This is a genomic window from Halopseudomonas yangmingensis, from assembly GCF_900114825.1.
In the GTDB taxonomy this organism is placed as follows: Bacteria; Pseudomonadota; Gammaproteobacteria; order Pseudomonadales; family Pseudomonadaceae; genus Halopseudomonas; species Halopseudomonas yangmingensis.
The window spans coordinates 1-22,590 of the sequence record NZ_FOUI01000010.1 but is presented as its reverse complement, the minus strand read 5'-3'; the positions used below and the strand labels follow the sequence as shown (position 1 = coordinate 22,590).

Here is a 22,590-nt window from a genome sequence, read left to right as displayed (position 1 = left end):
CCTCAAAACAGGCTGGGCAGCGGCAACGCGATCTCCACACAGGCGCCCGGCAGGGCGCCGCCATTGCGCAACTGCAACAGTGCCGGCTGACCATCCAGATCATGCAGCGCCACCATGCGCTCGGCAAAGTAGAGCCCCAACCCGGTGCTTCCTGTTTGCGGATCAACAGTGCTACCGGTTTGCTCCGCACAGACCGGCCCCAGCCGTTCTGGTGCGAAACCCGGGCCATCATCACAAAGGCTAAGCCAAATCCTGTCCTGCTCACGCCAGCCGGACAAACACAGAGCATGCCGGCAATGGCGCAGGGCATTACCTAGGGCGTTGTCCAATACGGTCGCCAGCAAGCCGGCATCGAAGAAACCTTCAAGCCCATCCTCCGCCAGCACTATCCGGCATTCAATACCCCGATGGCTCAGCAGTTCCTTGTGGCGGTTGACCAGGTCCTCAAAAAAGTCATCCAGCCGATGGTAGGCCGGATTCGGTTTTAGTTGCTGATGCTCCAGCTTGTAGAGCCCCAGCAGCTGCATCAGCATGGCATCCAGTCGCCCGGACTCACGCTCGATCAGACGCGCATCGGCAGAGCGCTGCAGTGTCTCGGGCATCTGCGCATGCAGGCTTTCATAGGCCTGACCAATAGCTGCAATCACATTTTTCAGATCATGTACGGTAGATGCCATCAGGGTAGAAAAATCAACCGTTCTTACCATGGACTCAACTCCAGCGCAGACTGCAAGCGGGCATACTCGGGGTGGTCGGGATCCAGCGCTGACAGGCTGCCAATCCGCTGCAAACATTCATTAAGGCGCAGGTCAGCCTCCGGTTGCCCCTGCTGCAGCTGGTCGAGATAAAGACGCGCCGCCGCCATATTCAGCCAGACCTGCTGCGGTGACTGCGTCAAGGCCTGCTCGAACAAAGGCTCTGCCTCGTCACCACGCTCCTGCCAGTGCAGCGCCTGGGCTTCCCGGCCTAGCTGCAATGCCTGCTGCGGGCCTTCCAGTTGCACCTGCAGCAAACGCTGCTGCAACTGCGACGTCAAACCGGGCAGATTTGCATGTCGCCTCAAGCACTGCATCCAGGCAGCCTGTGCGGCCTGATCCGCGCCAAGCACCGCCAGCCGGTCGCCCAGCAACATCAGCGTCAGGGCACTACAGTCCTGCAATCGGGTTTCCAGCGCGGCCCAGAGGGTCGCGACATCCTCTGCCGGACTGCCCGACGGCAGCCGCAGCATGCCGGCAAGCGACGGCAGGAGCTGATGCTGGCGAAACTGTTTGTCGCCGATCGCCAGCCAGTGCTGGGCTTCCTCCGGCAAGCGCTCAGCTGCGCCGCCGGCCACCACGGCAGCCAACTGCCAGAGCAACTCACCATCAAATGCCGGACTGTAGCGCCCCACCTCCCAGCACTGGCGAAGGGCGCGCAGCGCGGTATCACGGTCATTATTCAGCCAGGCCTGACATGCCAGTGCCGATTGCCGGCGCAGGGTATTTGGCGACAGTTCAACGGCTTGCTGCAAGGCCCGCTGCGCGGCAACAGGGTCATTTTGCAGCGCCGCCAACTCGGCCTGAGCATCACGCAGTTCCGGCATCATCGGAAACTGTCGCTGAGCCGCGCCGAGCAAGCGTGAGACCTGCTCAACACGCCCCAGGCGCAGCCATAGCCGCGCCAGCTGCAACAGGTTCCAGGGCGCCGGACGGCTTCGTGCTTGCTGCTCCAGCAAGCGCTCAAGTTCGGTATGCCGGCCGAGCCCCTGCAAGGCTTCAGCCATATAGCGCTGGCAGAGTGGCGCGTGGCGCGGATCATCCTGCTGGATCGCCTGGCAAGCACGCAGCACCGCAGCATGGTCTCCGGCTTCGAGCACTGCCAGCACCGGCGCCAGCACCTGTTTGCGCCGCACCAGCCGCTCCAGCCGGGTCTGCAGGGTGACCTTGTTGAACGGCTTGGTCAGGTAGTCATCCGGCTCGCACTCCAGCGCCGCCAGCACCATGGCCTGGGTATTCTCGGCGGTGACCATGATGAAAATACTCTGCGGCGACAGCAGTTTTTCTGCGTGCAATTGCTCTAGCACCTGCTGTCCATTGAGGCCGTCACCCAGGTTGTAATCGTGCAGAATCACGTCATACCTGTGCCGACGACACTGTTCAAGAACCTCGATGCCATTACCGGCGGTATCTATCTGCTGCACCGCCAGCAGGCGCAGGATGCCCTTGATCGAGCTGCGAAACTCGGAAAAGTCGTCCACCACCAGAAAGCGTTTCTTGCTGAAGTCGATCATGCGTTGGCCTGGTCGATTGAAAGTTGCCGGAGCATCCGCTGCTCCGCCTCAGAGTGCCAGCGGCAGGCCGACCTGCACCTCGGCATGCCCGACCAGTACCCGCTTAAAATGCTCCGGGTCCTTGACCAGCACCCCGCTCTGCCCGGCATGTTGCTCGGCCGCCAGTTGCCGCGACAGCCAGAAGCGCAGCGCGGCCAGGCGTAATACCGCCGGCCAGAGGTCAGCCTCGTGGGCGCTGAACGGGCGGATTGCCGCGTAGCCGGCCAGCAGCGCCCGGGCCAGTTCCGGCTGCAGTCGTTGCTGCGCATCCAGACACCAGTCGTTGACGGTAATCGCCACGTCATACAGGGTCCAGCCGGTATGGGCATTGTAGAAGTCGATCAGGCCCGTGAGGTGATGCCCTTCGAACAGCACATTGTCACGGAACAGGTCGGCATGCAGGATCGCCGTCGGCAGGGCCGGCGGCTCGGCCAGCCAGTCGGCAATCTGTGCCAGTAGCGGATCGAGCAGTTGTGCCGACTGCGCCTGATCAAGCCTGGCGCGCAATTGCCGGCCACTGCCGAGCATCCACAGCAGGCCGCGATCACTGCGCCGCTGCAGCGCGCCGCTGGCGGTCGCCGCGTGCAGGCGCGCCAGCATCTGACCGACCGCCTGGCAATGGCTGGCATCCGGCTGCTCGACATGCCGGCCGGGCAGCCGTGGCTGCAACAGCGCCGGCCGACCATTCAGCCGGTGCAGGCGCTGCCCCTGACCATCGGCAATCGCGTAGGGCACCGGCAGGCCGGCGCTGCGCAACTGCTCAAGCAGCTCGACAAAGAACGGCAGCTCATCCTGCGGGCCACGCTCGATCAGCGTCAGCACAAACTCGCCGCCTTCGCAGGCGACAAAAAAATTGCTGTTCTCACTGCCACCGGCAATCCCGCTGAAGTCGATCAGCCGACCCAGTGCAAAGCCGCCGAGAAACGGCTCCAGCTGTTCGCGGCTGACCTCGGTAAATACCGACACCGGTTCAGTCCCTTACCACTCGAAAATCTTCCACGAGGGGATGCGCAGGCCGTTGGGCTGGTCGGAGCGCACAAAGTTGCCGTCATCATCGACCGCCACCAGGAAATACGGCGCACCGCTCTTCGGGGTTACCTTGATCGCATAGAGAAAGCCATTGACCCGGTATTCCTCGACGGTGCGGTCACCCTCCTGGCGGATGGTCACGTCGGGTTCACCGGTCAGCGCCTCCTGGGCGCTCAGCGGCAGGGCAATGGCCAGGGCAAGAATGGCAAGCAGGCGTGTCATGTTAAGCTGTCCTTCAGTTGAGTGACTGACTGTCATTCTAGTCCCTTTCACCAGCGGAAATCTTGATCAAGCGCATGACCGACACAGCCCCCCTCGTTCTGGTGGACGGATCGTCCTACCTGTACCGCGCCTTCCATGCCCTGCCACCGCTGACCACCTCGAGCGGTCAGCCGACCGGCGCGGTCAAGGGCGTGCTGAACATGCTGAAAAGCCTGCGCCGGCAATACCCGAAGAGTCCCTTCGCGGTGGTCTTCGACGCCAAGGGCCCGACCTTCCGCGACGAGCTGTTCGAGCACTACAAGTCGCACCGCCCGCCGATGCCCGACGACTTGCGCAGCCAGATCGAGCCACTGCACGCCAGCGTGCGCGCACTGGGCCTGCCGCTGCTGTGCATTGACGGGGTCGAGGCCGATGACGTGATCGGCACCCTGGCCCGGCAGAGCGCCGCCGCCGGCCGCGAGGTGGTGATTTCCACCGGTGACAAGGACATGGCGCAGCTGGTCGATGCGCACATCACTCTGGTCAACACCATGACCGGTACAGTGCTGGACATTGACGGGGTGAAGGAAAAGTTCGGTATCGGCCCGGAGCTGATCATCGACTACCTGGCGCTGATGGGCGACAAGGTCGACAACATTCCCGGTGTACCGGGCGTCGGTGAAAAGACCGCGCTGGGCCTGCTGACCGGTATAGGCGGTGGTCTGGATCTGATCTACGCCAGCCTCGACAAGGTGCCTGAGCTGCCGATTCGCGGCGCCAAGGCACTGCCGGCCAAGCTCGCCGAGCACAAGGAGATGGCCTACCTGTCCTACCAGCTGGCGACCATCAAGGTGGATGTCGAACTGGATGTCGCGGTGGACGCGCTACACCCCGGCGAGCCGGACCGCGAGGCGCTGGTCGAGCTGTACCGCCAGCTGGAGTTCAAGAGCTGGCTGGACGACCTGCTGCGCGATGCCAAGGCCGCCGGCGAACAGCCCGGCAACAGTATCGAGCCCGGCCCGACGGTGGAAACCGACTACCAGACGATCACCAGCGAAGCCGAGCTGCAACGCTGGCTGGATAAACTGCAGGCCACCGAGCTGTTCGCCTTCGACACCGAAACCACCAGCATCCATGCCCAGCAGGCCGAACTGGTCGGCGTCTCGCTGGCGGTGCAGCCCCATCAGGCCGCCTATATTCCGCTGCGCCACAGCTATATGGGCGTACCCGAGCAGCTCGATCGCGATGCGGTGCTGGCCCAGCTCAAGCCACTGCTGGAAGACCCGGCCAGGGCCAAGGTCGGCCAGCACGCCAAGTACGACATCAACGTGCTGCGCCACTACGGCATCGAGGTACAGGGCGTGGCCTTCGACACCATGCTCGAATCCTACGTGCTGGACGCCACCGCGACCCGCCACGACATGGACAGCCTGGCGCTGAAATACCTTGGTCACAGCACCATCCGTTTCGAGGACATCGCCGGCAAGGGCAGCAAGCAGCTGACCTTCGACCAGATCGCCCTGGAACAGGCCGGCCCCTACGCCTGCGAGGACGCCGACATCACCCTGCGCCTGCACCAGAGCCTGTGGCAGAAGCTGCAGGCTGAGCCGGCGCTGGCCAGGGTGCTGCGCGAGATTGAAATGCCGCTGGTGCCGGTGCTGGCACGTATCGAGGCCCAGGGCGCGCTGGTCGATGCCCGCCTGCTGGGCATCCAGAGCCGCGAGCTGGGCGAGAAGATGATCGAGCTGGAGCGCGAGGCGTTCCGCCTGGCCGGACAGGAATTCAACCTCGGCTCGCCCAAGCAGCTTGGCGACATCCTCTACGAAAAGCAGGGCCTGCCGGTGCTCAGCAAGACCGCCAAGGGCCAGCCGTCGACCGCCGAAGCGGTGCTCGCCGAGCTGGCCGAGCAGGGCTACGAGCTGCCGCAGGTAATCATGCAGTACCGCAGCGTCAGCAAGCTGAAAAGCACCTACACCGACCGCCTGCCGGAGCAGATCAACCCGCGCAGCGGGCGTATCCACACCAGCTACCATCAGGCGGTGACCGCCACCGGCCGGCTGTCCTCCAGCGACCCGAACCTGCAAAACATCCCGATCCGCACCGCCGAGGGCCGACGCATCCGCCAGGCCTTTATCGCCCCGCCCGGCTACAAGCTGGTGGCCGCCGACTACTCGCAGATCGAGCTGCGCATCATGGCCCATCTGGCCCAGGACGCCGGCCTGCTGGATGCCTTCCGGCATGACCGCGACGTACACCGGGCCACCGCCGCCGAGGTATTCGGCGTGGCACTGGAGGAGGTCAGCAGCGAGCAGCGGCGCAAGGCCAAGGCGATCAACTTCGGGCTGATCTACGGCATGAGCGCCTTTGGTCTGGCCAAACAGATCGACGTCGACCGCAAGCAGGCGCAGGACTATATCGACCGCTACTTCACCCGCTACCCCGGCGTGCTCGACTACATGGAGCGCACCCGCAAGCAGGCCAGCGAACAGGGCTATGTGGAAACCCTGTTCGGCCGCCGCCTGTACCTGCCGGAGATCCACTCGAAGAACCAGGCGATGCGCAAGGGCGCCGAACGCACCGCGATCAACGCACCGATGCAAGGCACCGCCGCCGACATCATCAAGCGCGCGATGATCAGCGTCGACGCCTGGCTGGCCGCCAGCCAGCTGGATGCGCGGATGATCATGCAGGTACACGACGAACTGGTACTGGAGGTCCACGAGGATCAGGTCGAAGCGCTCAGCGAAGGCCTGCGCCAGCACATGGGCGCCGCCGCCGAACTGGATGTGCCGCTAGTGGTGGATGTCGGCGTGGGCGACAACTGGGATCAGGCGCACTGAGGGCTGGCTGTACCGGGGTGAGGTCAGCCACTGGATTCCCGCCTTCGCGGGAATGACGGGGTGGTGGGCAGCGAAACCATGGCTACGTCATTCTCGCGAAGGCAGGAATCCAGCAGCCACCAACACCTCAACCGGTCACTCTCACGCAGGCGGGAGTCCAGCCGCTGTACCTGCACTTACTCCCTCATTCCCGCACGAATCCCAGTCATGAGCCAACTCCGTCATTCCCGCAAAGGCGGGAATCCAGCAGCCACCGCCCCTAGCGGAGCGGCTCAATCAGCGGGAAGCTGGCTGGGAACTCGTCGAGCAGGCCGAGCAGTTCAAACAGCCTAGCCTGGTCCCCGTCGATCCGCAGCAGCCCCTGCTGGATCGCCTGCGGGAAGCTCATTCGGCGCAGCAGGATGTCGTTCAGCGTGGCGCGGGTCAGTTGCAGGCTGGCGTCGGCACTCTCCGCGCGGCGATCCGGCAGCCAGGTCAGGGTGGCATTCTGCAGATTGCTGCGAATCTGCTCGTTGCTGTCGGTGAACTGCCAGTTCAGCACTATCTGCTTGCCGGCAGCGCGGGGGCCGTTGAGGCGCACCGCCAGCAGGTCGAAGATCATCCCGGTCGACATCGCCTGCAGCAGATCCTGATTACCGGCATCCAGCTCGGCCGGGGCTGGGGAGCCGCTGCGCAGCTCCAGCGCGCCGGACAGGTAGACATCACGCCAGGGGCCGGACTCGGCCTGATAGCCGAGCTGCTCCAGGGCAGCCGCCGCCAGTTCGCGGGCGGCCTGGTTGTCCGGCTCGGCAAACACCGCCTGACTCATCACGCTGGCCACCCAGCGGTATTCGCCGCGCTCGAAGTCGGCGCGGGCACGCTGCAGCAGCGCATCCATACCGCCCATGTAATCCAGCGTGCGGCGCGCCGATTCGACCGGCGGCAGCGGATTCAAGTTGGCCGGATTGGCGTCGTACCAGCCCAGGTATTTCTGGTAGATAGCGCGGGCGTTGTGCCTGAGGGTGCCGTAGTAGTCACGCGCCGACCACTCGCCGGCCAGGCTCGGCGGCAGCTGCAACTGCTCGGCAATCTCGCCGGGGCGATAGCCGTGGTTCATCAGGCGCACGCTCTGGTCGTGGATGTACTTGTACAGGTCGCGCTGTACCGCCAGATAGTGGCGCACCTCGGCGTTGTCCCACACCGGCCAGTGGTGCTGGGCGATCAGGATATCGCTGCGTTCGCCGTAGAACTCCAGCACCTCGTCGATATAGCGCGACCACAGGCTGGCATCACGGATCTCGGCGCCACGCAGGGTGTAGATATTGTGCAGGTGCTGCGAAGTCACCTCGGCGGTGTTGAACACCCGCTGGGCCGGGAAATACATCATCATTTCCGCCGGCGCCTCGCTGCCCGGCGCCAGATAGAAGTCGATATCCACCCCGTCGATACGCCGCACGCCGTTGGCGCTGATCACCTCGGTCGGCGCTATCAGGGTGCGCGGGCCGGCGGAGACACCCTTGCCCAACCCGGTATCGACATGCCCGTGCGGGTCGATCGGCAGGCGCGTGCCATACATGTAGCTGGCGCGGCGCAGCATGGCATTGCCGGCAATCACGTTCTCGCTCACCGCATGCTCAAGAAAGCCCTCGGGCGCGATGATCTGCACCTTGCCGGCGTCCACCTCGGCCTGGCTGGTGACGCCCTTGACCCCGGCAAAGTGGTCGGCATGGGAATGGGTATAGATCACCGCCAGCACCGGCTTGTCCGGTCGGTGCTGGCGGTACAACTCCAATCCGGCACGCGCGGTGGCCGGGGTCAGCAACGGATCAATGATGATCAGGCCGCTGTCACCCTCGACTATGGTCATGTTCGACAGATCCATGCCGCGAATCTGGTAGATGCCATCGGTAACCCGGAACAGGCCATGGATCGAGTTCAGCTGCGCCTGCCGCCACAGGCTGGGGTTCACCGTATCCGGCGCCTGCTCCGCCTGCAGGAAGGCATAGGCCGCCGTCGACCAGGCCGTGCGGCCCTCGGCATCCTTTATCACCCCCTCCGGCAGGCTGGCAATAAAGCCGCGCTGCGCGGCCTCGAAGGCACGCCGGTCAGTGAAGTCCAGCTGTTGCAATACGGCCGCATTGGCCGCAGCGGTATGCGGGGTGGCCGACTGGGCACCGGCCTGGGTCAGCAAGGGCAGGGCCAGGCCCAGCAGGCCGGCACACAGGGGCAGGGATACGCGCATGGCAGTCTCCGTGATTGGATTTGTCGGACCACTCTGCCAAGCGTAGACTGATAAATCCAATGCAACATTTTTCATGTTTCGATGCATATTCCGCATGAATGACCTGCGCCAGCTCAAGCATTTCATTGCCCTCGCCGAACACGGCAGCTTTGCCCGTGCCGCGCTGGCCCTGCACCTCAGCCAGCCGGCCCTGAGCCGCAGCCTGCAGAACCTGGAAGCCAGCCTGGGCTGCCGGCTGATCGACCGGCATACCCGCCGTCTGGGCCTGACCGCCCAGGGCCGGATGCTGCTGGAACATGCCCGCCGACTGGTCGCCGCCAGCCAGGCGATGACCCGCGCCGTGCAGCAGATCGACAACCTGCAGGCCGGGCAACTATGCATGGGCGCCGGCCCCTACCCCGCCGCCGGGCTGGTGCCACAGGCGGTGGCGCGGCTGATCAGCGACTACCCGCAATTGCAGGTGGAGGTGCTGGTCGACGACTGGCGGGAGCTGCGCCAGCGCCTGCTGCGCGAGGAAATCGAAATCTTTGTCGGCGATGTGCGCGAACTGCTCGACGACCCGGCGCTGGATATCCAGCGGCTGCCGGTCTGCCCGGTGATCGCCGTGTGCCGCCCCGGGCGTCCGCTGCTGCAGCAGCACGAGGTGGATTTTCGTCACGCCGCCGAATGGCCGCTGGCCGGCACCCACCTGCCGGAAAGCGTGGCCGCCGAGGTGCGCCGCGATACCGGCCGCGACCAGGCGCTGAGCATCCAGTGCGATAACGTGGCCTTTCTGCTGCAGCTGCTACAGCACAGCGATGCCATCTGCATGGCGCCCAGCGACATCCTGCGCCAGCCGCTGGCCGAGGGCCTGTTGTGTGAGCTGACATCGCTGTCCGCCAGAATTCGCCAACACTCCGCCTACGGGCTGGTCAGCCGTCGTGGCCACAGCCTGTCACCGGCCGCCGCCGCACTGTGCAGCCGCCTGCCGCAGCCGGCAACTGGCAGCATCGACAGCGCATCGCGTATGCTGCCGGTTACTCCCTAGCAGACAACGGCAGCCGCCCATGAGCGAAAAACCCCGGCGCCAGGATTACCCCTGGCTGTGCCCGATCACCACCCGCTGGCACGACAATGACATCTATGGTCACGTCAACAACGTCACCTACTACGGCTACTTTGACAGCGCGGTGAACCGCTGGCTGATCGAACAGGGCGGACTGGACATTCACCAGGGTGGGCAGGTGGCCTTTGTGGTCAGCTCCGGCTGCGACTACTTCGCGCCAATCGCCTTCCCCGAAGCCATCGAAGTGGGCGTGCGGGTGGCCAAGCTGGGCAACAGCTCGGTGCACTATGAACTGGCAATCTTCAAGGACGGTGAAGATCAGGCCTGTGCCGCCGGGCGCTTTGTGCACGTATTCGTCGAACGCACCGGCAACCGTCCGTGCCCGATCCCGGCCGGCCCGCGCGCGGCCCTGCAGAGGCTGCAGGGGTGAAAACCGCACTGGCGCTGCTGATGCTGCTGGGCAGCAGCACGCTGCTGGCCGCCGAGCCGCAGGTCAGCCGCCACTACCAGTACTACCAGGCCAGCGGCGACAGCCTGCAGGCCCTGCAGCAAAGCCTGCATGCCAACACCCCGGTGCAGCAGAATGGCCAGCGTTTCCACGCCTACACCGATACCCGGGTCAACTGGCGTTTCTGGTGGTGGGAAGAGGCCGATGGGCGCTGCCGCATCGAGCGGGTCGAAACCCGTGTCGACATCACCTTCACACTGCCACAGCTGGGCGCCGACAGCCGCCTGCCCAACAGCGAGCGGATTATCTGGGAACGCTACCTGGCCGCACTGACCGCGCATGAGGAAGGCCACGCCCGACTCGGCATCAACACTGCCCGCAACATCCAGCGCGGCATACAGGCACTGCCGCAAATGACCAGCTGCGCCGCACTGGAACACAGTGCCAACAGCCTGGGCGAACAGGCCCTGCAGCGCCTGCGGGGGGCACATATCGACTACGACCGGCGCACCGGACACGGCGCCAGCCAGGGTGCCCGGCTACCCTGAAGCGTCATTCGATTGAAAAATCCTATTGCAACTCTTGGCAAATCCAACTGGCAGTAATCACACCCTGTTGCTACAACTGTTGGCACGCGGTTTGTCGCGGATGGCCCACAAGCTGTCATCGATACGCCGAATGATTATCGGAGAGCGCCCCTTTTCGGGTACTCTCCCCAGTACTATCAAAAAGACAACCAGCAACGAGCGGAGACGGAATATGAGCGATACCAAGGGCAAGTGCCCCGTGATGCATGGCGGCAACACCTCGGCGGATAAAGCCGGCATGAACTGGTGGCCGAACGCACTGAATCTGGACATCCTGCACCAGCACGACCGCAAGACCAACCCGCTGGGCGAGGACTTCAACTACGCCGAGGCGTTCAAGAAGCTCGACCTGGAAGCCGTGAAAAGCGACCTGAAAGCGCTGATGACCGCCAGCCAGAGCTGGTGGCCGGCCGACTGGGGGCACTACGGCGGCCTGATGATCCGCATGGCCTGGCACGCCGCCGGCACCTACCGCATCGCCGATGGCCGCGGTGGCGCCAACACCGGCAACCAGCGCTTCGCGCCGCTGAACAGCTGGCCGGATAACGGCAACCTGGACAAGGCACGCCGCCTGCTCTGGCCGATCAAGAAAAAGTACGGCAACAGCCTGTCCTGGGCCGACCTGATGATCCTCGCCGGCAACATGGCCTACGAATCGATGGGCTTCAAGACCTTCGGCTTTGCCGGTGGCCGCGAGGATATCTGGCACCCGGAAAAGGACGTCTATTGGGGCTCGGAAAAAGAGTGGCTGGCCAAGTCGGGCAGTGAAGGCAGCCGTTACTCCGGCGAGCGCGACCTGGAAAACCCGCTGGCGGCGGTGATGATGGGCCTGATCTACGTCAACCCGGAAGGCGTTGACGGCCAGCCCGACCCGCTGAAAACCGCCCGCGACATGCGCGTGACCTTTGCCCGCATGGCGATGAATGACGAGGAAACCGTGGCCCTGACTGCCGGCGGCCACACCGTCGGCAAGGCGCACGGCAATGGTGATGCCGCGAATCTCGGCCCGGCACCGGAAGGGGCGGATATCGAGGAGCAGGGCTTTGGCTGGATGAACCACAAGACTCGCGGCATTGGTCGCGATACCGTGACCAGCGGCGTCGAGGGCGCCTGGACCAGCCACCCGACCAAGTGGGACTACGGCTACTTCGACATGCTGCTGAAGCATGACTGGGAACTGACCAAGAGCCCGGCCGGTGCCTGGCAGTACAAGCCGGTCAACATCAGGGAAGAAGACATGCCGGTGGACGTGGAAGATCCGTCGATCCGCTGCATGCCGATGATGACCGACGCCGACATGGCGCTCAAGGTTGATCCGGAATACCGCAAGATCTCCGAGCGTTTCCACCAGGACCCGGCCTACTTCGACGAGGTGTTCGCCCGTGCCTGGTTCAAGCTGACCCACCGCGACATGGGGCCGAAGAGCCGCTACCTCGGCTCCGACGTGCCGGCTGAAGACCTGATCTGGCAGGACCCGGTGCCGGCAGGCAACACCAGCTACGATGTTGATGCGGTGAAGGCGAAGATTGCTGCCAGCGGCTTGTCAGTCAGCGAGATGGTCAGCACTGCCTGGGACAGCGCGCGGACCTTCCGTGGCTCTGACTACCGCGGTGGTGCCAACGGTGCGCGTATCCGCCTGGCCCCGCAGAAGGACTGGGAAGGCAACGAGCCGCAGCGTCTGGCCAAGGTGCTGAAGGTGCTGGAAGGCATTGCCAAGGACACCGGTGCCAGCGTCGCCGATGTGATTGTGCTGGCAGGTAACGTCGGTGTCGAGCAGGCGGCCAAGGCAGCCGGGGTGAACATCAGCGTGCCCTTTGCCCCGGGCCGTGGCGATGCCACCCAGGAGCAGACCGATGTCGAGTCGTTCGAGGTGCTGGAGCCGCTGCACGATGGCTACCGCAACTGGGTGAAGAAGGACTATGTGGTCACCCCGGAAGAGATGATGCTCGACCGCACCCAGCTGATGGGCCTGACCGCGCCGGAAATGACCGTACTGGTCGGCGGTATGCGGGTTCTGGGCACCAACCATGGTGGCAGCAAGCATGGCGTGTTCACCGACCGCGAAGGGGTGCTGAGCAATGACTTCTTCGTCAACCTGACCGACATGTCGTACAGCTGGAAGCCGGCTGGTACCAATCTGTACGAGATCGTCGAGCGCAGCAGCGGCAAGGTCAAGTGGACCGCCACCCGGGTTGACCTGGTGTTCGGCTCCAACTCGATCCTGCGTTCCTACGCCGAGGTCTACGCCCAGGACGACAACCGCGAGAAGTTTGTGCGCGACTTCGTCAAGGCCTGGGTCAAGGTGATGAACGCCGATCGCTTCGATCTGGCGTAAGCCACCCGCAAAACACAACGGGCGCCCCAGGGCGCCCGTTGTGGTTAGTGCCGCAGCAACTCAGCGAAAAACACCGCGCAACTGACCGGGGGTAAAGATCTCGATCCAGTAGCCGTCCGGGTCACGGATAAACGCCAGGGTCTTCATGCTGCCATCCTGCGGGCGCTTGACGAAACTCACCCCGAGCTCCTCAAAACGCGCACAGGCCGCCTCCAGGTCGGGCACGGCAAAACCGATATGACCAAAGCCCTTCGGCTCGGCATTGCCATTGTGGTAGGCAAAATCAGGATCGTCCTCGGTGCCCCAGTTATGCGTCAGCTCCAGCATCGCCGGCCGGCCAAAGGTCTGCACCAGCCGCTCCTGCGAGTCTTCCGACCAGTTGTCGCGCTCGTGGCTGTCGATCGCCGCAAGGAAATACAGGCTGAACTTCATCGACGGGAAGTCGAGCTTCTTCACCAGCGTCATGCCCAGCACCCGCGTGTAGAAATCCAGCGAGGCCTCGGGCGACTTGATGCGCAGCATGGTCTGGTTGAACACAAAACCCTCGGTAGCCGGATCACGGCTCTCGCACAGGCCGGGGGCGCTTTCGAAATGACGACTCATCAGTGACTCCTGAACGCAGTGAGTGTAACGGCTGGCAGACTACCACTCAGCGGAATGGCCGCTCCTGCCACCAGGGGTAGAAGTCCGGGCGGTCCTGGCTGGGGCGCAGCCTGAACTGTGGCGGGCGCTTTTCCAGGAAGGAGCGCACGCCCTCCTTGGCATCCTCGGACTCGCCCATAAAGGCAATCGCCCGCGAATCAATGATATGCGCCTCCATCGGGTGATCGGCGGCCATCATCCGCCACATCAGCTGACGGTTCAGCAGGGCCGACATGCCGGAGGTGTTATCGGCAATCTCGCGGGCCAGTGTGCGGGCCGCCGGCAGCAGTTCGTCGGGCTCGTGGATACTGCGGATCAGACCGCCCTTGAGCGCCTCCTCGGCGCCGAATACACGCCCGGTATGAACCCACTCGGCGGTCTGCATGGGGCCGACCAGACGCGGCAGGAACCAGCTGGAGCAGGCTTCCATGGTGATGCCGCGACGGGCAAACACGAACCCGAACTTGGCATTGGTCGAGGCCATGCGGATATCCATCGGCAGGGTCATGGTCGCCCCGACGCCGACCGCCGCACCGTTGAAGGCGGCAATCACCGGCTTGGTGCATTCGTAAATGCGCAGCGAGACAGTGCCGCCGCCATCGCGCAGGTCGGCGCCCTCGGGCTGGTCCTGGCGGGCATGCCGGTTGAAGGTATCGCCGCCCTTCTCCAGATCGGCACCGGCACAGAAGGCCTTGCCGGCCCCGGTAACAATAATCACCCGCACCGCATCGTCGGCATCCGCCGCATCAAAGGCGGCAATCAGCTCGCGGCGCATCTGCCCGTTAAAGGCATTCATGCGCTCGGGACGATTGAGGGTCAGCGTGAGGATGCCATCCTCCACCTGGTAATCGAGGGTTTCGTAGGTCATCGCGGGCTCTCCGTTGGTCTGCAAATGCCGGCCAGTGTAGAACCGGCCGGTCACAGCTACCAGCAGCCTCAGTCAGGCGTATGGCCGGCCATAGGCAGGGCGGATTGGCCAGCGCCGAACACAGGCTCTTAAAAACTCCTGCTTGCCCAGCATGCCCGCTGGCCATAGCATCAGGCTTTCGCCTGTGCCCAAGCCGCCCTCCGAACGAGTACCCCGCATGCTGACCTTTATCCGCCAACGCCCCTGGATCATTGCCGTGCTGCTGAGTCTGGTGCTGCTGGTGTGGCTGCTGAGTGGCCCGCGGCATGTCGCCCTCGACAGCGTCGAGCCGGACCAGCCACCGGTCAGTGAACTGGCCCGGGTCGAGGTGCGCTGGCTGCAGGCGCAGCCGATGCAGCGCCAGTTGACCGTGCAGGGGCAGATCGAGGCCTGGCGCCGGGTCGAGCTGCGCGCCCAGGTCAGCGCCACGGTGCGCCGTCTGGATCAGGACAAGGGCCAGCAGGTGGCCGAGGGGCAATTGCTGCTGACGCTGTCCGAGGATGAACGCCCGGCACAACTGGCGCGCAGCGAAGCCGATGTGCGCCAGCGCGAGAACGACCTGACGGCGGCGCAGCGCCTGCTCGAGCGCAAGCTGATCTCGGCCAACGAACTGGTGCGCCTGGAAAGCGAACTGGCCAAGGCCCGGGCGGACCTGCAGACAGCCCGCCTGCAACTGGCGCATACCCGCATTCACGCGCCCTTTGCCGGCGTCTACGACCAGCGCCTGGTCGAGCCGGGCGATTTCGTGCAGCCGGGCCAGAGCCTGCTGACGCTGGTCGATACCAGCCGTCTGAAGGTCAGCGCCCAGGTCGCCCAGCAGCAGGTCGAGCCGTTACAGGTCGGCCAGCCGGTGACGGTTGAACTGCTCGATGGCCGCCAGCTCAGCGGTACCCTGCACTTTATCGCCGCTGCCGCTGATCCCGGCTCGCGCAGCTTCCGTATCGAAGTGGCAGTGGACAACCCCGAGGGCCTGCGTCTGGCCGGCGCCAGCGCCACCCTGCGCATCGCCACCGGCGAAACCCTGGCGCACCAGCTGTCGCCGGCGCTGCTGTCGCTGGATGCACAGGGTCGGCAGGGCGTGAAGTGGGTCAACGAGGCGCAGCGGGTTGAGTTCACCCCGATCCAGCTGCTCAGCGCCGACCACAGCGGCGCCTGGGTCAGCGGCCTGCCAGAGCGGGTGGCGCTGATCACCGTCGGCCAGGGCTTTGTCGAACCCGGCCAGCAGGTCGAGGTGCACCTGACCGGCGCGGGCAACTGAGATGCACAGCCTGATACTTGCCGCGCTCGACCGCAGCCGCACCAGCCTGCTGCTGCTGGCCTTTCTGATCCTTGGCGGTCTGGCCGCCTGGGTGATCATCCCCAAGGAATCCAACCCGGACGTCAGCATCCCGATCATCTATGTCTCGGTCAGCCTCGACGGCGTCAGCCCGGAGGACGGCGAACGCCTGCTGGTGCGCCCGCTGGAGCAGGAGCTGCGCAGCCTGGAAGGCATCAAGGAAATGCGCTCGATCGCCAGCGAAGGGCATGTCTCGGTCACCCTCGAGTTCGATGCCGGCTTTGACGCACGCACCGCGCTGGCCGACGTGCGCGAAAAGGTCGACACCGCACGCAGCAAGTTGCCCGCCGAGGCCGATGAGCCGACCGTCAACGAAGTCAATGTGGCGCTGTTCCCGGTGCTGTCGATCGGCCTGTCCGGCCCGCTGGCAGAAAGCGAACTGGTGTTCATCGCCCGCCGCCTGCGCGACAGCATCGAGGGCATCGCCGAGGTACTGGACGTCAGCATTGGCGGCGACCGCGAGGACCTGCTGGAAATCGTCGTCGACCCGCAGGTGCTGGACAGCTACGGCATCGACTACAACCAGCTGTTCAATCTGGTCAGCCGCAACAACCGGCTGGTCGCCGCCGGCAGTCTGGACACCGGCGCCGGCCGCGTCAGTCTGAAGGTACCCGGCGTGATCGAACAGCTGGATGACGTGATGCGCATGCCGATCAAGGTGGTGGGCGACAGCGTGATCCGCTTTGGCGATGTAGCGACCATCCAGCGCACCTTCAAGGACCCGACCGGCTTCGCCCGCATCAACGGCCAGCCGGCGGTGGTGCTGGAGGTCTCCAAGCGCAGCGGCGCCAACATCATCGCCACCATCGAACAGGTCAAGGCGCTGCTGAAGCAGGCCGCCCCGCTGCTGCCGCCGGACCTGCAGATCAGCTACACCATGGACCAGTCGCAGGAAGTACAGAACCTGCTCGGCGACCTGCTGAACAACGTGCTGACCGCCATCGTACTGGTACTGATTCTGGTGATCGCCAGCATGGGCCTGCGCTCGGCATTGCTGGTCGGCCTGACCATTCCCGGCGCCTTCCTCACCGGCATTCTGGTGATCTGGAGCATGGGCTTCACCCTGAACATCGTGGTGCTGTTCAGCCTGATTCTGGTGGCCGGCATGCTGGTGGACGGCGCCATCGTGGTCTCCGAGCTGGCCGACCGTCACCTGCAACAGGGGCAGACCCCGCGCCAGGCCTGGGCCAGCGCTGCAATGCGCATGGCCTGGCCGGTGATCGCCTCCACCGCCACCACCCTCGCGGTGTTCGTCCCGCTGCTGTTCTGGCCGGGCATGGTCGGCCAGTTCATGAAATACCTGCCGGCCACGGTGATCATCTGCCTGCTCGCCTCGCTGGCGATGGCACTGGTGTTCCTGCCGGTGCTTGGCGCCCTCAGCGGCGGCCAGCCAAGCCCCCAGGCGCAGGGCAATGGTGGCCCGGCACAGGCCTACCGGCGACTGCTCGGGCAACTGCTGCAACGCCCGGGGCTGACCCTGCTGGGCATGCTGGCACTGATCGCCGCCATCTACCTGACCTACGGCCGCTTCAACCACGGCGTCGAATTCTTCCCCGAGGTGGAACCGGAAAGCGCGCAGATTCAAGTGCGTGCGCGTGGTGACCTGTCGATCGAGGAAAAGGACACACTGGTGCAGCGGGTCGAACAACGGGTGCTCGGCATGCGCGAGGTCAAGGCGCTGTATGCCCGCTCGCTGGCACAGCCGGACGGGCAACTCGGCGCCGACGTAATCGGCACCCTGCAATTCCAGTTCGTCGACTGGCATGAACGCCGCCCGGCGCGCGACATTCTCGCCGACATGGGCCAGCGCACCGCCGACATCCCCGGCCTGCTGCTGGAGTTCCGCAAGCAGGAGCAGGGCCCCGGTGGTGGCAAGCCGGTCAAGCTGCGAGTCAGTGCCAGCGACATGGCGCTGGCCGACCAGTGGGTCGAGCGTATCCGTACCGAAATGCAGCAACTGGGCGGCTTTGTCGACATCGAGGACGACCGCACCCTGCCCGGCATCGAATGGCGCGTGCGCGTCGACCGCGAGGCCGCCGCACGCTTTGGCGCCGATGTGCTGAGTGTCGGCAATGCCGTGCAGATGCTCACCAACGGACTGCTGCTGGCCACCTACCGCCCCGAGGATGCCACCGACGAGGTGGACATCCGCGTGCGCTTCCCGCAAAGCTGGCGCTCGCTCGACCAGCTGGGCCGGCTGACGCTGAACACCACAGCCGGCCAGGTGCCGCTGAGCAACTTCGTCGAGCTGCACCCGGCGCAACGGGTCGGCACCCTGCGCCGGGTAGATGGCGAGCGCAGCATCACCCTGCAGGCCGATCTGGCCGAGGATGCACGCCTGGATGAACGGCTGCGGGCACTGCGCGCCAGCCTCACCGATCTGCCGGATGGCGTCACCATCACCTTCGCCGGCGAGGATGCCGACCAGCGCGAGGCGGCCAACTTCCTGATCACCGCCTTCGTGGTGGCGATCTTCCTGATGGCGATCATTCTGGTCACCCAGTTCAACAGCCTGTACCAGGCTGCGCTGGTACTCTCGGCCATCGTGCTGTCGACCGCCGGGGTGCTGATGGGGCTGCTGATCAACGGCCAGTCGTTCGGCATCGTCATGGTCGGCATGGGACTGATCGCCCTGGCCGGCATCGTGGTGAACAACAACATCATCCTGATCGACACCTACAACCAGCTGCGCAAGCAGGGGCTGGCAGCACAACAGGCCGCCCTGGAAACCGGCTGCCTGCGCCTGCGCCCGGTACTGCTCACAGCCGTCACCACCATCCTCGGCCTGCTGCCGATGGTGCTCGGCGTCAACGTCGACCTACTGAGCCCCAGCCTCGGCTTCGGCGCCCCCTCGACCCAGTGGTGGACCCAGCTGTCCAGCGCCATCGCCGGCGGCCTGGCCTTCGCCACCGTGCTGACCCTGCTGCTCACCCCCTGCCTGCTGGTACTCGGCGCCCGCTTTGAGCGACGCGCAGAACCGCTGCAGGTGAGTGAGGCGGAGATTGCTGATTTGCCGGGGCAATAATGGCGTCACTCCTGCCAAGGAAGCACTGATCAAACAGCCGCTTTGCAAACGCGACAACCGATGACCTGTTCTGGACACGCTGTAAATACATCCATGTAAGCTCGGCGATGCCCGTCCAGGGCATCGACGGTCCAGAACAGGTCATCGGCTGCCGCGTCCCGAAGCTACAGTGCAGTTAATAAGTGCTTCCCTAAGACGGGAATCCAGGCAACTCCCAGCCTCTGGATTCCCGCCGTCGCGGGGAATGACGGCTTTGTCAGAGTGTCCTTGCCAAACGACTGTCAGGCAGACAAGCAATCGGCATTAAATTGCCGACAATTAGCCAATACAACCAAATATCCAGACTTATATTGCCGATTATCCAGCCATGACCTGGATTTATTAGCGTCTCAATGCTGATTGGTCGGTTAAGGACTACTATGAACAACATGAGTGGCGAGCAACGCAAGCAACTGATCGACGAGATCATCCGCCAGCACACCGACGGTGAGCTGACCCTTGGCATGGCTATTCGCAGGCTGCGTCTGCAAGTGACCGGACTCGATCAGGCTAGCTTTGCGCAGATGTGCGACATGTCCACCAGAGCGCTGTATCAACTGGAAACGGACAAGGGCAATCCAACCCTGAGTACCGTCGATTCGATATTGCGCAAGTTTGGCCTGCGGATAGGCATCATGGCCGCACTGCCGGCAAGCAAGCGGCCTGTTGTAACGAGCAAGGGCAGCAGCCTGAATGCCGGCATCAATGCGGATGTACAACAAAAGATCACAGGCGCTATCTCAAGGGGGGCCAAACCCAGAAAAAAATGAGCCACACGCCGGTACCCGCCCCCTCTGCCTGCACAGTCACCACACGCCCAGTGCTGCACAGGCGCCGGTCACTCAGGCCCCCAGCCAGCGCCGCCGCAACGGACGCATGGCAACCAGCACCAACAGCAGCAACGCCAACCACTCCAGCCACTCCGGCAACAGCTCCTGGGCCTGGCTGGCCTGCAGCACCGGATCCCAGCCGGCCAGCCCGAGCAGGGCATCGAACAGCCAGCCGAGCAGCACCGTCACCCCCAGCACACTGCCCAGATACAGCAACAGCGCCCGGCTGCCGAACTCGCGGCGCAGGATCGCCAGGGTAGCCAGACTGGTAATCGGCCCGGCCAGCATAAATACCAGCGCCATGCCCGGCGAAATACCGCTGATCAGCAGCCCCGCCGCCACCGGCGTGGCCGCCGCCGCGCAGATGTACAGGGGAATGCCGAGCAGCGCCATCAACAGCAAGGCACCCAGCCCACCGGACACCCCGGCCAGCGTGGACGGCGGCAATAGGGTCACCAGCACCCCGGCCAGCAACAGCCCGGCAAACATCCAGCCACTGATATCGTCGAGCAGATCGGTAAAGGCATAGCGCAACCCGGCGCGTGCCCGCCCCCACAGGCCCGGCAGCGGCGTGGCAACCGCAGGCGTCGCCGAGCACCCGGCGGTACAGCCGCAGCCAGCAACCTCACGCGCCGGCGGCGCCGAACGGGTCAGGCCAACCAGCACCCCGCTGACAATCGCCGTCACCAGCGCCCCCGCCACCCGTGCCACCGCCATCAGCGGCCCCAGCAGCACACTGGTCAGCAATACCGAATCCACCCCGACACCCGGCGTACTGATCAGAAAGGCAGTGGTCGGCCCACGCCCGGCACCGCCACGGTGCAGCGCCAGCGCCGTGGGAATCGCACCACAGGAACACAGCGGCAACGGCATGCCGATCAGCGCCGCCCGTGAAATGCTCGCCAGCCCGTGTCCGCCCATCCAGCGCTGCAACAGGCGCTCCGGCATCCAGCCCTTGATCAGCCCGGCAATCAGCAACCCCAGCAACAGCCAGGGCGCCGCCGTCAGCGCAATACTCAGAAACCCGGAAATCAGTGTCATCGCGGCTTACCCTTGTTGACCCACCCACTGATTGCTAGCCTAGGCCCTGTAACCGTTACAGGGTCAAGCCATGGCACAGGAATATCGCATCGGCGACGTCGCCAGACGCACCGGCTGCTCGCCGGAAAGCATCCGTCATTACGAAAAACTCGGCCTGCTGCACGCCCCGCAACGCGGCGCCCAGGGCTACCGCCGCTACGACCAGACCAGCCTGGAACGTATCGGCTTTATCCGCCACGGCCGCCATCTGGGGCTGGACCTGCAGAGCATCCAGGAACTGCTGAGCCTGGCCGACAACCCCGACACCGACTGCACCCTGGCCGACGACATCGCCAGCCGCCACCTGCAACAACTGGAACAACGCATCACCGCCCTGCAGGCACTGGCCGACGAACTACGCCAGGTGGTGCATACCTGCCGTGGCGGCAAAAGTGCCGACTGCCGGATTATCGGGAGTTTGTATCGGCATGGGGATGGGTGTGGGGATGCGGGGTGTGGGTAGGGTTGGCTAGATAAAGGCGCGATTGTGGTTGCTGCTGACAATGTCGGCTTTCGGCCAAGAGCGGACATTCACGGTGACTGGGAAACAAGGGGCAGCTCACTTTTGTTCGGACAACGCCGAAGCACAGCGGCGACCTTGGAGTGGCGACGAAGGAGCCACGTAAAGGGCGTCCGGCGGCCACCGGCCGCGTACTGCTGCGCCTTGTTAAATGGCCCTAGGCACACGGTCCGATTGAGCCACTGTTTGATTGAGTTGCCGGAGTTTGTTGAGAGAGACTTGAAACTGGCCATTACTAGGTAGCCGTTTACCTTTGAATTGCTCCCAAACAAGGGCTCCTGGCCCGTTATAAATTTCCTCGAACGTACCGTCACGCAAGGTTTTGATGATAATCGCGTGCTGCGGCTGACTGCGGAATGCAACAGAGTTGGATTGCGTAGCTTTGATCTCAACTTCCACGCCGGTTTCAGTGAGAGCGTCATAGCCTTTATTGGACGCTGTCTTCAACTCAAGATTGTATGCATCGGCCACGAGGCATTCACCCAAACTGCCAACCATATGACCATCCGGGGTAAAGTGCCTGCCCGGGAACATGGCCTCCAACTCATTTACCGTGGCATAGAGCTGAGTGACCAAGGCCCGGAATTTATCGTGATCGATCATAGACATTTAACGCCGCCATAAGGAGCGGCCAACGTGGAGTTGCTTTTGTGTTATAAAGGAGCGTAGCGACAACACAAAAGCAACGGAGTGTTGGACGTCCCTCTTGATGGCTTTGTTAGCCATTTTTCCATTTGTCTCTGAGCCTTTTTATCGAAGATTTAGGATTTGCTTTTTTATTTTCCGGAGTTAGTAGGCATACCGAACCCTTAGGAAGACCAAACACTTTTTCTATTTGTTTTTGTATTGTGCGAATTGAGGCATCACTTCTAGCAACTTTAAACCGTGAACCTACCGCATTTCTATTTGAACTTGTGTCCGCCTCCTCTTCATCAGGCTCGCTACTAATCTCAAGCTGCCATCTAAATGGGTTTTGACATAAGGTTTTTCCTGCCTTGCTTATTCTATGAACCTCTACTAAATAGCCATCAAATTCAAGATCATATTTAATATGCTGCTCAATTGCTTTTACATTACTTGAATTCCAAGTTGTCCAGCCTTCCGCTTTTGTAGAAACCTCAATAAAGCAGACACGAGGCATATCACCCGAATAATTCAGCATTAGTTCGTCGGCCAGATCTAGACGACTTCGCTTAG

At 63.7% G+C, this 22,590-nt stretch carries 18 protein-coding genes and 1 pseudogene; 9 read left to right on the top strand and 10 right to left on the bottom strand.

Annotation, left to right across the window (positions count from 1 at the left end; genetic code table 11):
• Positions 1–2: 2 nt before the first annotated feature.
• Genes BMZ23_RS09940 through BMZ23_RS09925 form a run of 4 tightly spaced genes read right to left on the bottom strand, consistent with a single transcriptional unit; the run spans position 3 to position 3,559 of the window.
• On the bottom strand, positions 3–707 hold the full coding sequence (locus BMZ23_RS09940) for a sensor histidine kinase (RefSeq protein ID WP_177197260.1): 705 nt from the start codon (positions 705–707) through the stop codon (positions 3–5).
• On the bottom strand, positions 701–2,269 hold the full coding sequence (locus BMZ23_RS09935) for a response regulator (RefSeq protein ID WP_093476311.1): 1,569 nt from the start codon (positions 2,267–2,269) through the stop codon (positions 701–703). Before BMZ23_RS09935 ends, BMZ23_RS09940 begins: the two co-directional genes overlap by 7 nt.
• 48 nt (positions 2,270–2,317) lie before the next feature.
• Positions 2,318–3,274 carry a homoserine kinase gene (locus tag BMZ23_RS09930; RefSeq protein ID WP_093476308.1) on the bottom strand — a complete coding sequence of 319 codons (957 nt, stop codon included), beginning with the start codon at positions 3,272–3,274 and terminating at the stop codon, positions 2,318–2,320.
• Positions 3,275–3,286: 12 nt separating this feature from the next.
• Positions 3,287–3,559 carry a DUF2782 domain-containing protein gene (locus BMZ23_RS09925; protein ID WP_093476305.1) on the bottom strand — a complete coding sequence of 91 codons (273 nt, stop codon included), beginning with the start codon at positions 3,557–3,559 and terminating at the stop codon, positions 3,287–3,289.
• Between the two features lie 74 nt (positions 3,560–3,633).
• Here BMZ23_RS09925 and polA point away from each other — a divergent pair, with 74 nt between their 5' ends.
• Positions 3,634–6,378 (top strand): DNA polymerase I, encoded by a 2,745-nt coding sequence (gene polA, locus BMZ23_RS09920; protein WP_093476302.1) that lies wholly within the window; start codon positions 3,634–3,636, stop codon positions 6,376–6,378.
• A 259-nt stretch (positions 6,379–6,637) separates the two neighbouring features.
• Here the strand turns inward: polA and BMZ23_RS09915 are convergent, their stop codons facing one another.
• Positions 6,638–8,599: an alkyl/aryl-sulfatase gene (locus BMZ23_RS09915; protein ID WP_093476299.1), complete on the bottom strand. Its 1,962-nt coding sequence runs from the start codon at positions 8,597–8,599 to the stop codon at positions 6,638–6,640.
• A 94-nt stretch (positions 8,600–8,693) separates the two neighbouring features.
• Here BMZ23_RS09915 and BMZ23_RS09910 point away from each other — a divergent pair, with 94 nt between their 5' ends.
• From BMZ23_RS09910 to katG, 4 genes are all read left to right on the top strand, one after another.
• Entirely contained in the window at positions 8,694–9,626 is a 933-nt protein-coding gene (locus tag BMZ23_RS09910; protein ID WP_093476296.1) for a LysR family transcriptional regulator, read from the top strand.
• 19 nt (positions 9,627–9,645) lie between these two features.
• Positions 9,646–10,074 carry an acyl-CoA thioesterase gene (locus tag BMZ23_RS09905; protein WP_093476293.1) on the top strand — a complete coding sequence of 143 codons (429 nt, stop codon included), beginning with the start codon at positions 9,646–9,648 and terminating at the stop codon, positions 10,072–10,074.
• Positions 10,071–10,640 (top strand): DUF922 domain-containing Zn-dependent protease, encoded by a 570-nt coding sequence (locus BMZ23_RS09900; RefSeq protein ID WP_093476290.1) that lies wholly within the window; start codon positions 10,071–10,073, stop codon positions 10,638–10,640. The genes BMZ23_RS09905 and BMZ23_RS09900 overlap by 4 nt, the downstream gene beginning before the upstream one ends.
• Positions 10,641–10,851: 211 nt before the next feature.
• Complete coding sequence (gene katG / locus BMZ23_RS09895; protein ID WP_093476287.1) at positions 10,852–13,014, top strand: catalase/peroxidase HPI; 2,163 nt, start codon at positions 10,852–10,854, stop codon at positions 13,012–13,014.
• Positions 13,015–13,074: 60 nt separating this feature from the next.
• Here katG and gloA read toward each other — a convergent pair whose 3' ends face one another.
• Both gloA and BMZ23_RS09885 read right to left on the bottom strand, forming a co-directional pair.
• Positions 13,075–13,617, bottom strand: coding sequence for a lactoylglutathione lyase (gene gloA / locus BMZ23_RS09890; protein WP_093476284.1), 543 nt, complete (start codon positions 13,615–13,617; stop codon positions 13,075–13,077).
• Positions 13,618–13,663: 46 nt separating this feature from the next.
• Positions 13,664–14,524 carry a crotonase/enoyl-CoA hydratase family protein gene (locus BMZ23_RS09885; RefSeq protein WP_093476281.1) on the bottom strand — a complete coding sequence of 287 codons (861 nt, stop codon included), beginning with the start codon at positions 14,522–14,524 and terminating at the stop codon, positions 13,664–13,666.
• Between the two features lie 217 nt (positions 14,525–14,741).
• On the opposite strand from BMZ23_RS09885, the gene BMZ23_RS09880 reads away from it, so the two are divergent.
• The 3 genes from BMZ23_RS09880 (at position 14,742) to BMZ23_RS09870 (ending at position 19,733) form a co-directional block, all read left to right on the top strand.
• Positions 14,742–15,821, top strand: coding sequence for an efflux RND transporter periplasmic adaptor subunit (locus BMZ23_RS09880; protein ID WP_093476278.1), 1,080 nt, complete (start codon positions 14,742–14,744; stop codon positions 15,819–15,821).
• Position 15,822: 1 nt separating this feature from the next.
• The gene (locus BMZ23_RS09875; protein WP_093476275.1) at positions 15,823–18,924 is read left to right on the top strand and encodes an efflux RND transporter permease subunit; all 3,102 of its coding nucleotides are present in this window, start codon (positions 15,823–15,825) and stop codon (positions 18,922–18,924) included.
• A gap of 419 nt (positions 18,925–19,343) precedes the next feature.
• Positions 19,344–19,733, top strand: a complete 390-nt coding sequence (locus tag BMZ23_RS09870) for a helix-turn-helix domain-containing protein (RefSeq protein ID WP_093476272.1) — start codon at positions 19,344–19,346, stop codon at positions 19,731–19,733.
• A 72-nt stretch (positions 19,734–19,805) separates the two neighbouring features.
• On the opposite strand, the gene BMZ23_RS09865 is transcribed toward BMZ23_RS09870, so the two are convergent.
• Positions 19,806–20,834: an SO_0444 family Cu/Zn efflux transporter gene (locus tag BMZ23_RS09865; protein WP_093476269.1), complete on the bottom strand. Its 1,029-nt coding sequence runs from the start codon at positions 20,832–20,834 to the stop codon at positions 19,806–19,808.
• Between the two features lie 70 nt (positions 20,835–20,904).
• Between BMZ23_RS09865 and BMZ23_RS09860 the strand changes: the two genes are divergently transcribed.
• A complete protein-coding gene (locus BMZ23_RS09860) occupies positions 20,905–21,336 on the top strand; it encodes a MerR family transcriptional regulator (protein ID WP_093476266.1) in 432 nt (143 codons plus the stop codon).
• A 204-nt stretch (positions 21,337–21,540) separates the two neighbouring features.
• On the opposite strand, the gene BMZ23_RS09855 is transcribed toward BMZ23_RS09860, so the two are convergent.
• Both BMZ23_RS09855 and BMZ23_RS14825 read right to left on the bottom strand, forming a co-directional pair.
• Positions 21,541–22,002 carry a DUF6998 domain-containing protein gene (locus tag BMZ23_RS09855; RefSeq protein WP_218143587.1) on the bottom strand — a complete coding sequence of 154 codons (462 nt, stop codon included), beginning with the start codon at positions 22,000–22,002 and terminating at the stop codon, positions 21,541–21,543.
• Between the two features lie 109 nt (positions 22,003–22,111).
• Positions 22,112–22,590, bottom strand: a pseudogene (locus tag BMZ23_RS14825) (hypothetical protein); the annotation flags it as partial.

Excerpts from the sequence above, each read along its gene's own strand:
- BMZ23_RS09940 (WP_177197260.1), bottom strand. The coding sequence starts at position 707 with ATGGTAAGAACGGTTGATTTTTCTACCCTGATGGCATCTACCGTACAT.
- BMZ23_RS09935 (WP_093476311.1), bottom strand. The coding sequence starts at position 2,269 with ATGATCGACTTCAGCAAGAAACGCTTTCTGGTGGTGGACGACTTTTCC.
- BMZ23_RS09925 (WP_093476305.1), bottom strand. The coding sequence starts at position 3,559 with ATGACACGCCTGCTTGCCATTCTTGCCCTGGCCATTGCCCTGCCGCTG.
- polA (WP_093476302.1), top strand. The coding sequence starts at position 3,634 with ATGACCGACACAGCCCCCCTCGTTCTGGTGGACGGATCGTCCTACCTG.
- BMZ23_RS09915 (WP_093476299.1), bottom strand. The coding sequence starts at position 8,599 with ATGCGCGTATCCCTGCCCCTGTGTGCCGGCCTGCTGGGCCTGGCCCTG.
- BMZ23_RS09910 (WP_093476296.1), top strand. The coding sequence starts at position 8,694 with ATGAATGACCTGCGCCAGCTCAAGCATTTCATTGCCCTCGCCGAACAC.
- BMZ23_RS09905 (WP_093476293.1), top strand. The coding sequence starts at position 9,646 with ATGAGCGAAAAACCCCGGCGCCAGGATTACCCCTGGCTGTGCCCGATC.
- katG (WP_093476287.1), top strand. The coding sequence starts at position 10,852 with ATGAGCGATACCAAGGGCAAGTGCCCCGTGATGCATGGCGGCAACACC.
- gloA (WP_093476284.1), bottom strand. The coding sequence starts at position 13,617 with ATGAGTCGTCATTTCGAAAGCGCCCCCGGCCTGTGCGAGAGCCGTGAT.
- BMZ23_RS09885 (WP_093476281.1), bottom strand. The coding sequence starts at position 14,524 with ATGACCTACGAAACCCTCGATTACCAGGTGGAGGATGGCATCCTCACG.
- BMZ23_RS09880 (WP_093476278.1), top strand. The coding sequence starts at position 14,742 with ATGCTGACCTTTATCCGCCAACGCCCCTGGATCATTGCCGTGCTGCTG.
- BMZ23_RS09875 (WP_093476275.1), top strand. The coding sequence starts at position 15,823 with ATGCACAGCCTGATACTTGCCGCGCTCGACCGCAGCCGCACCAGCCTG.
- BMZ23_RS09870 (WP_093476272.1), top strand. The coding sequence starts at position 19,344 with ATGAACAACATGAGTGGCGAGCAACGCAAGCAACTGATCGACGAGATC.
- BMZ23_RS09865 (WP_093476269.1), bottom strand. The coding sequence starts at position 20,834 with ATGACACTGATTTCCGGGTTTCTGAGTATTGCGCTGACGGCGGCGCCC.
- BMZ23_RS09860 (WP_093476266.1), top strand. The coding sequence starts at position 20,905 with ATGGCACAGGAATATCGCATCGGCGACGTCGCCAGACGCACCGGCTGC.
- BMZ23_RS09855 (WP_218143587.1), bottom strand. The coding sequence starts at position 22,002 with ATGTCTATGATCGATCACGATAAATTCCGGGCCTTGGTCACTCAGCTC.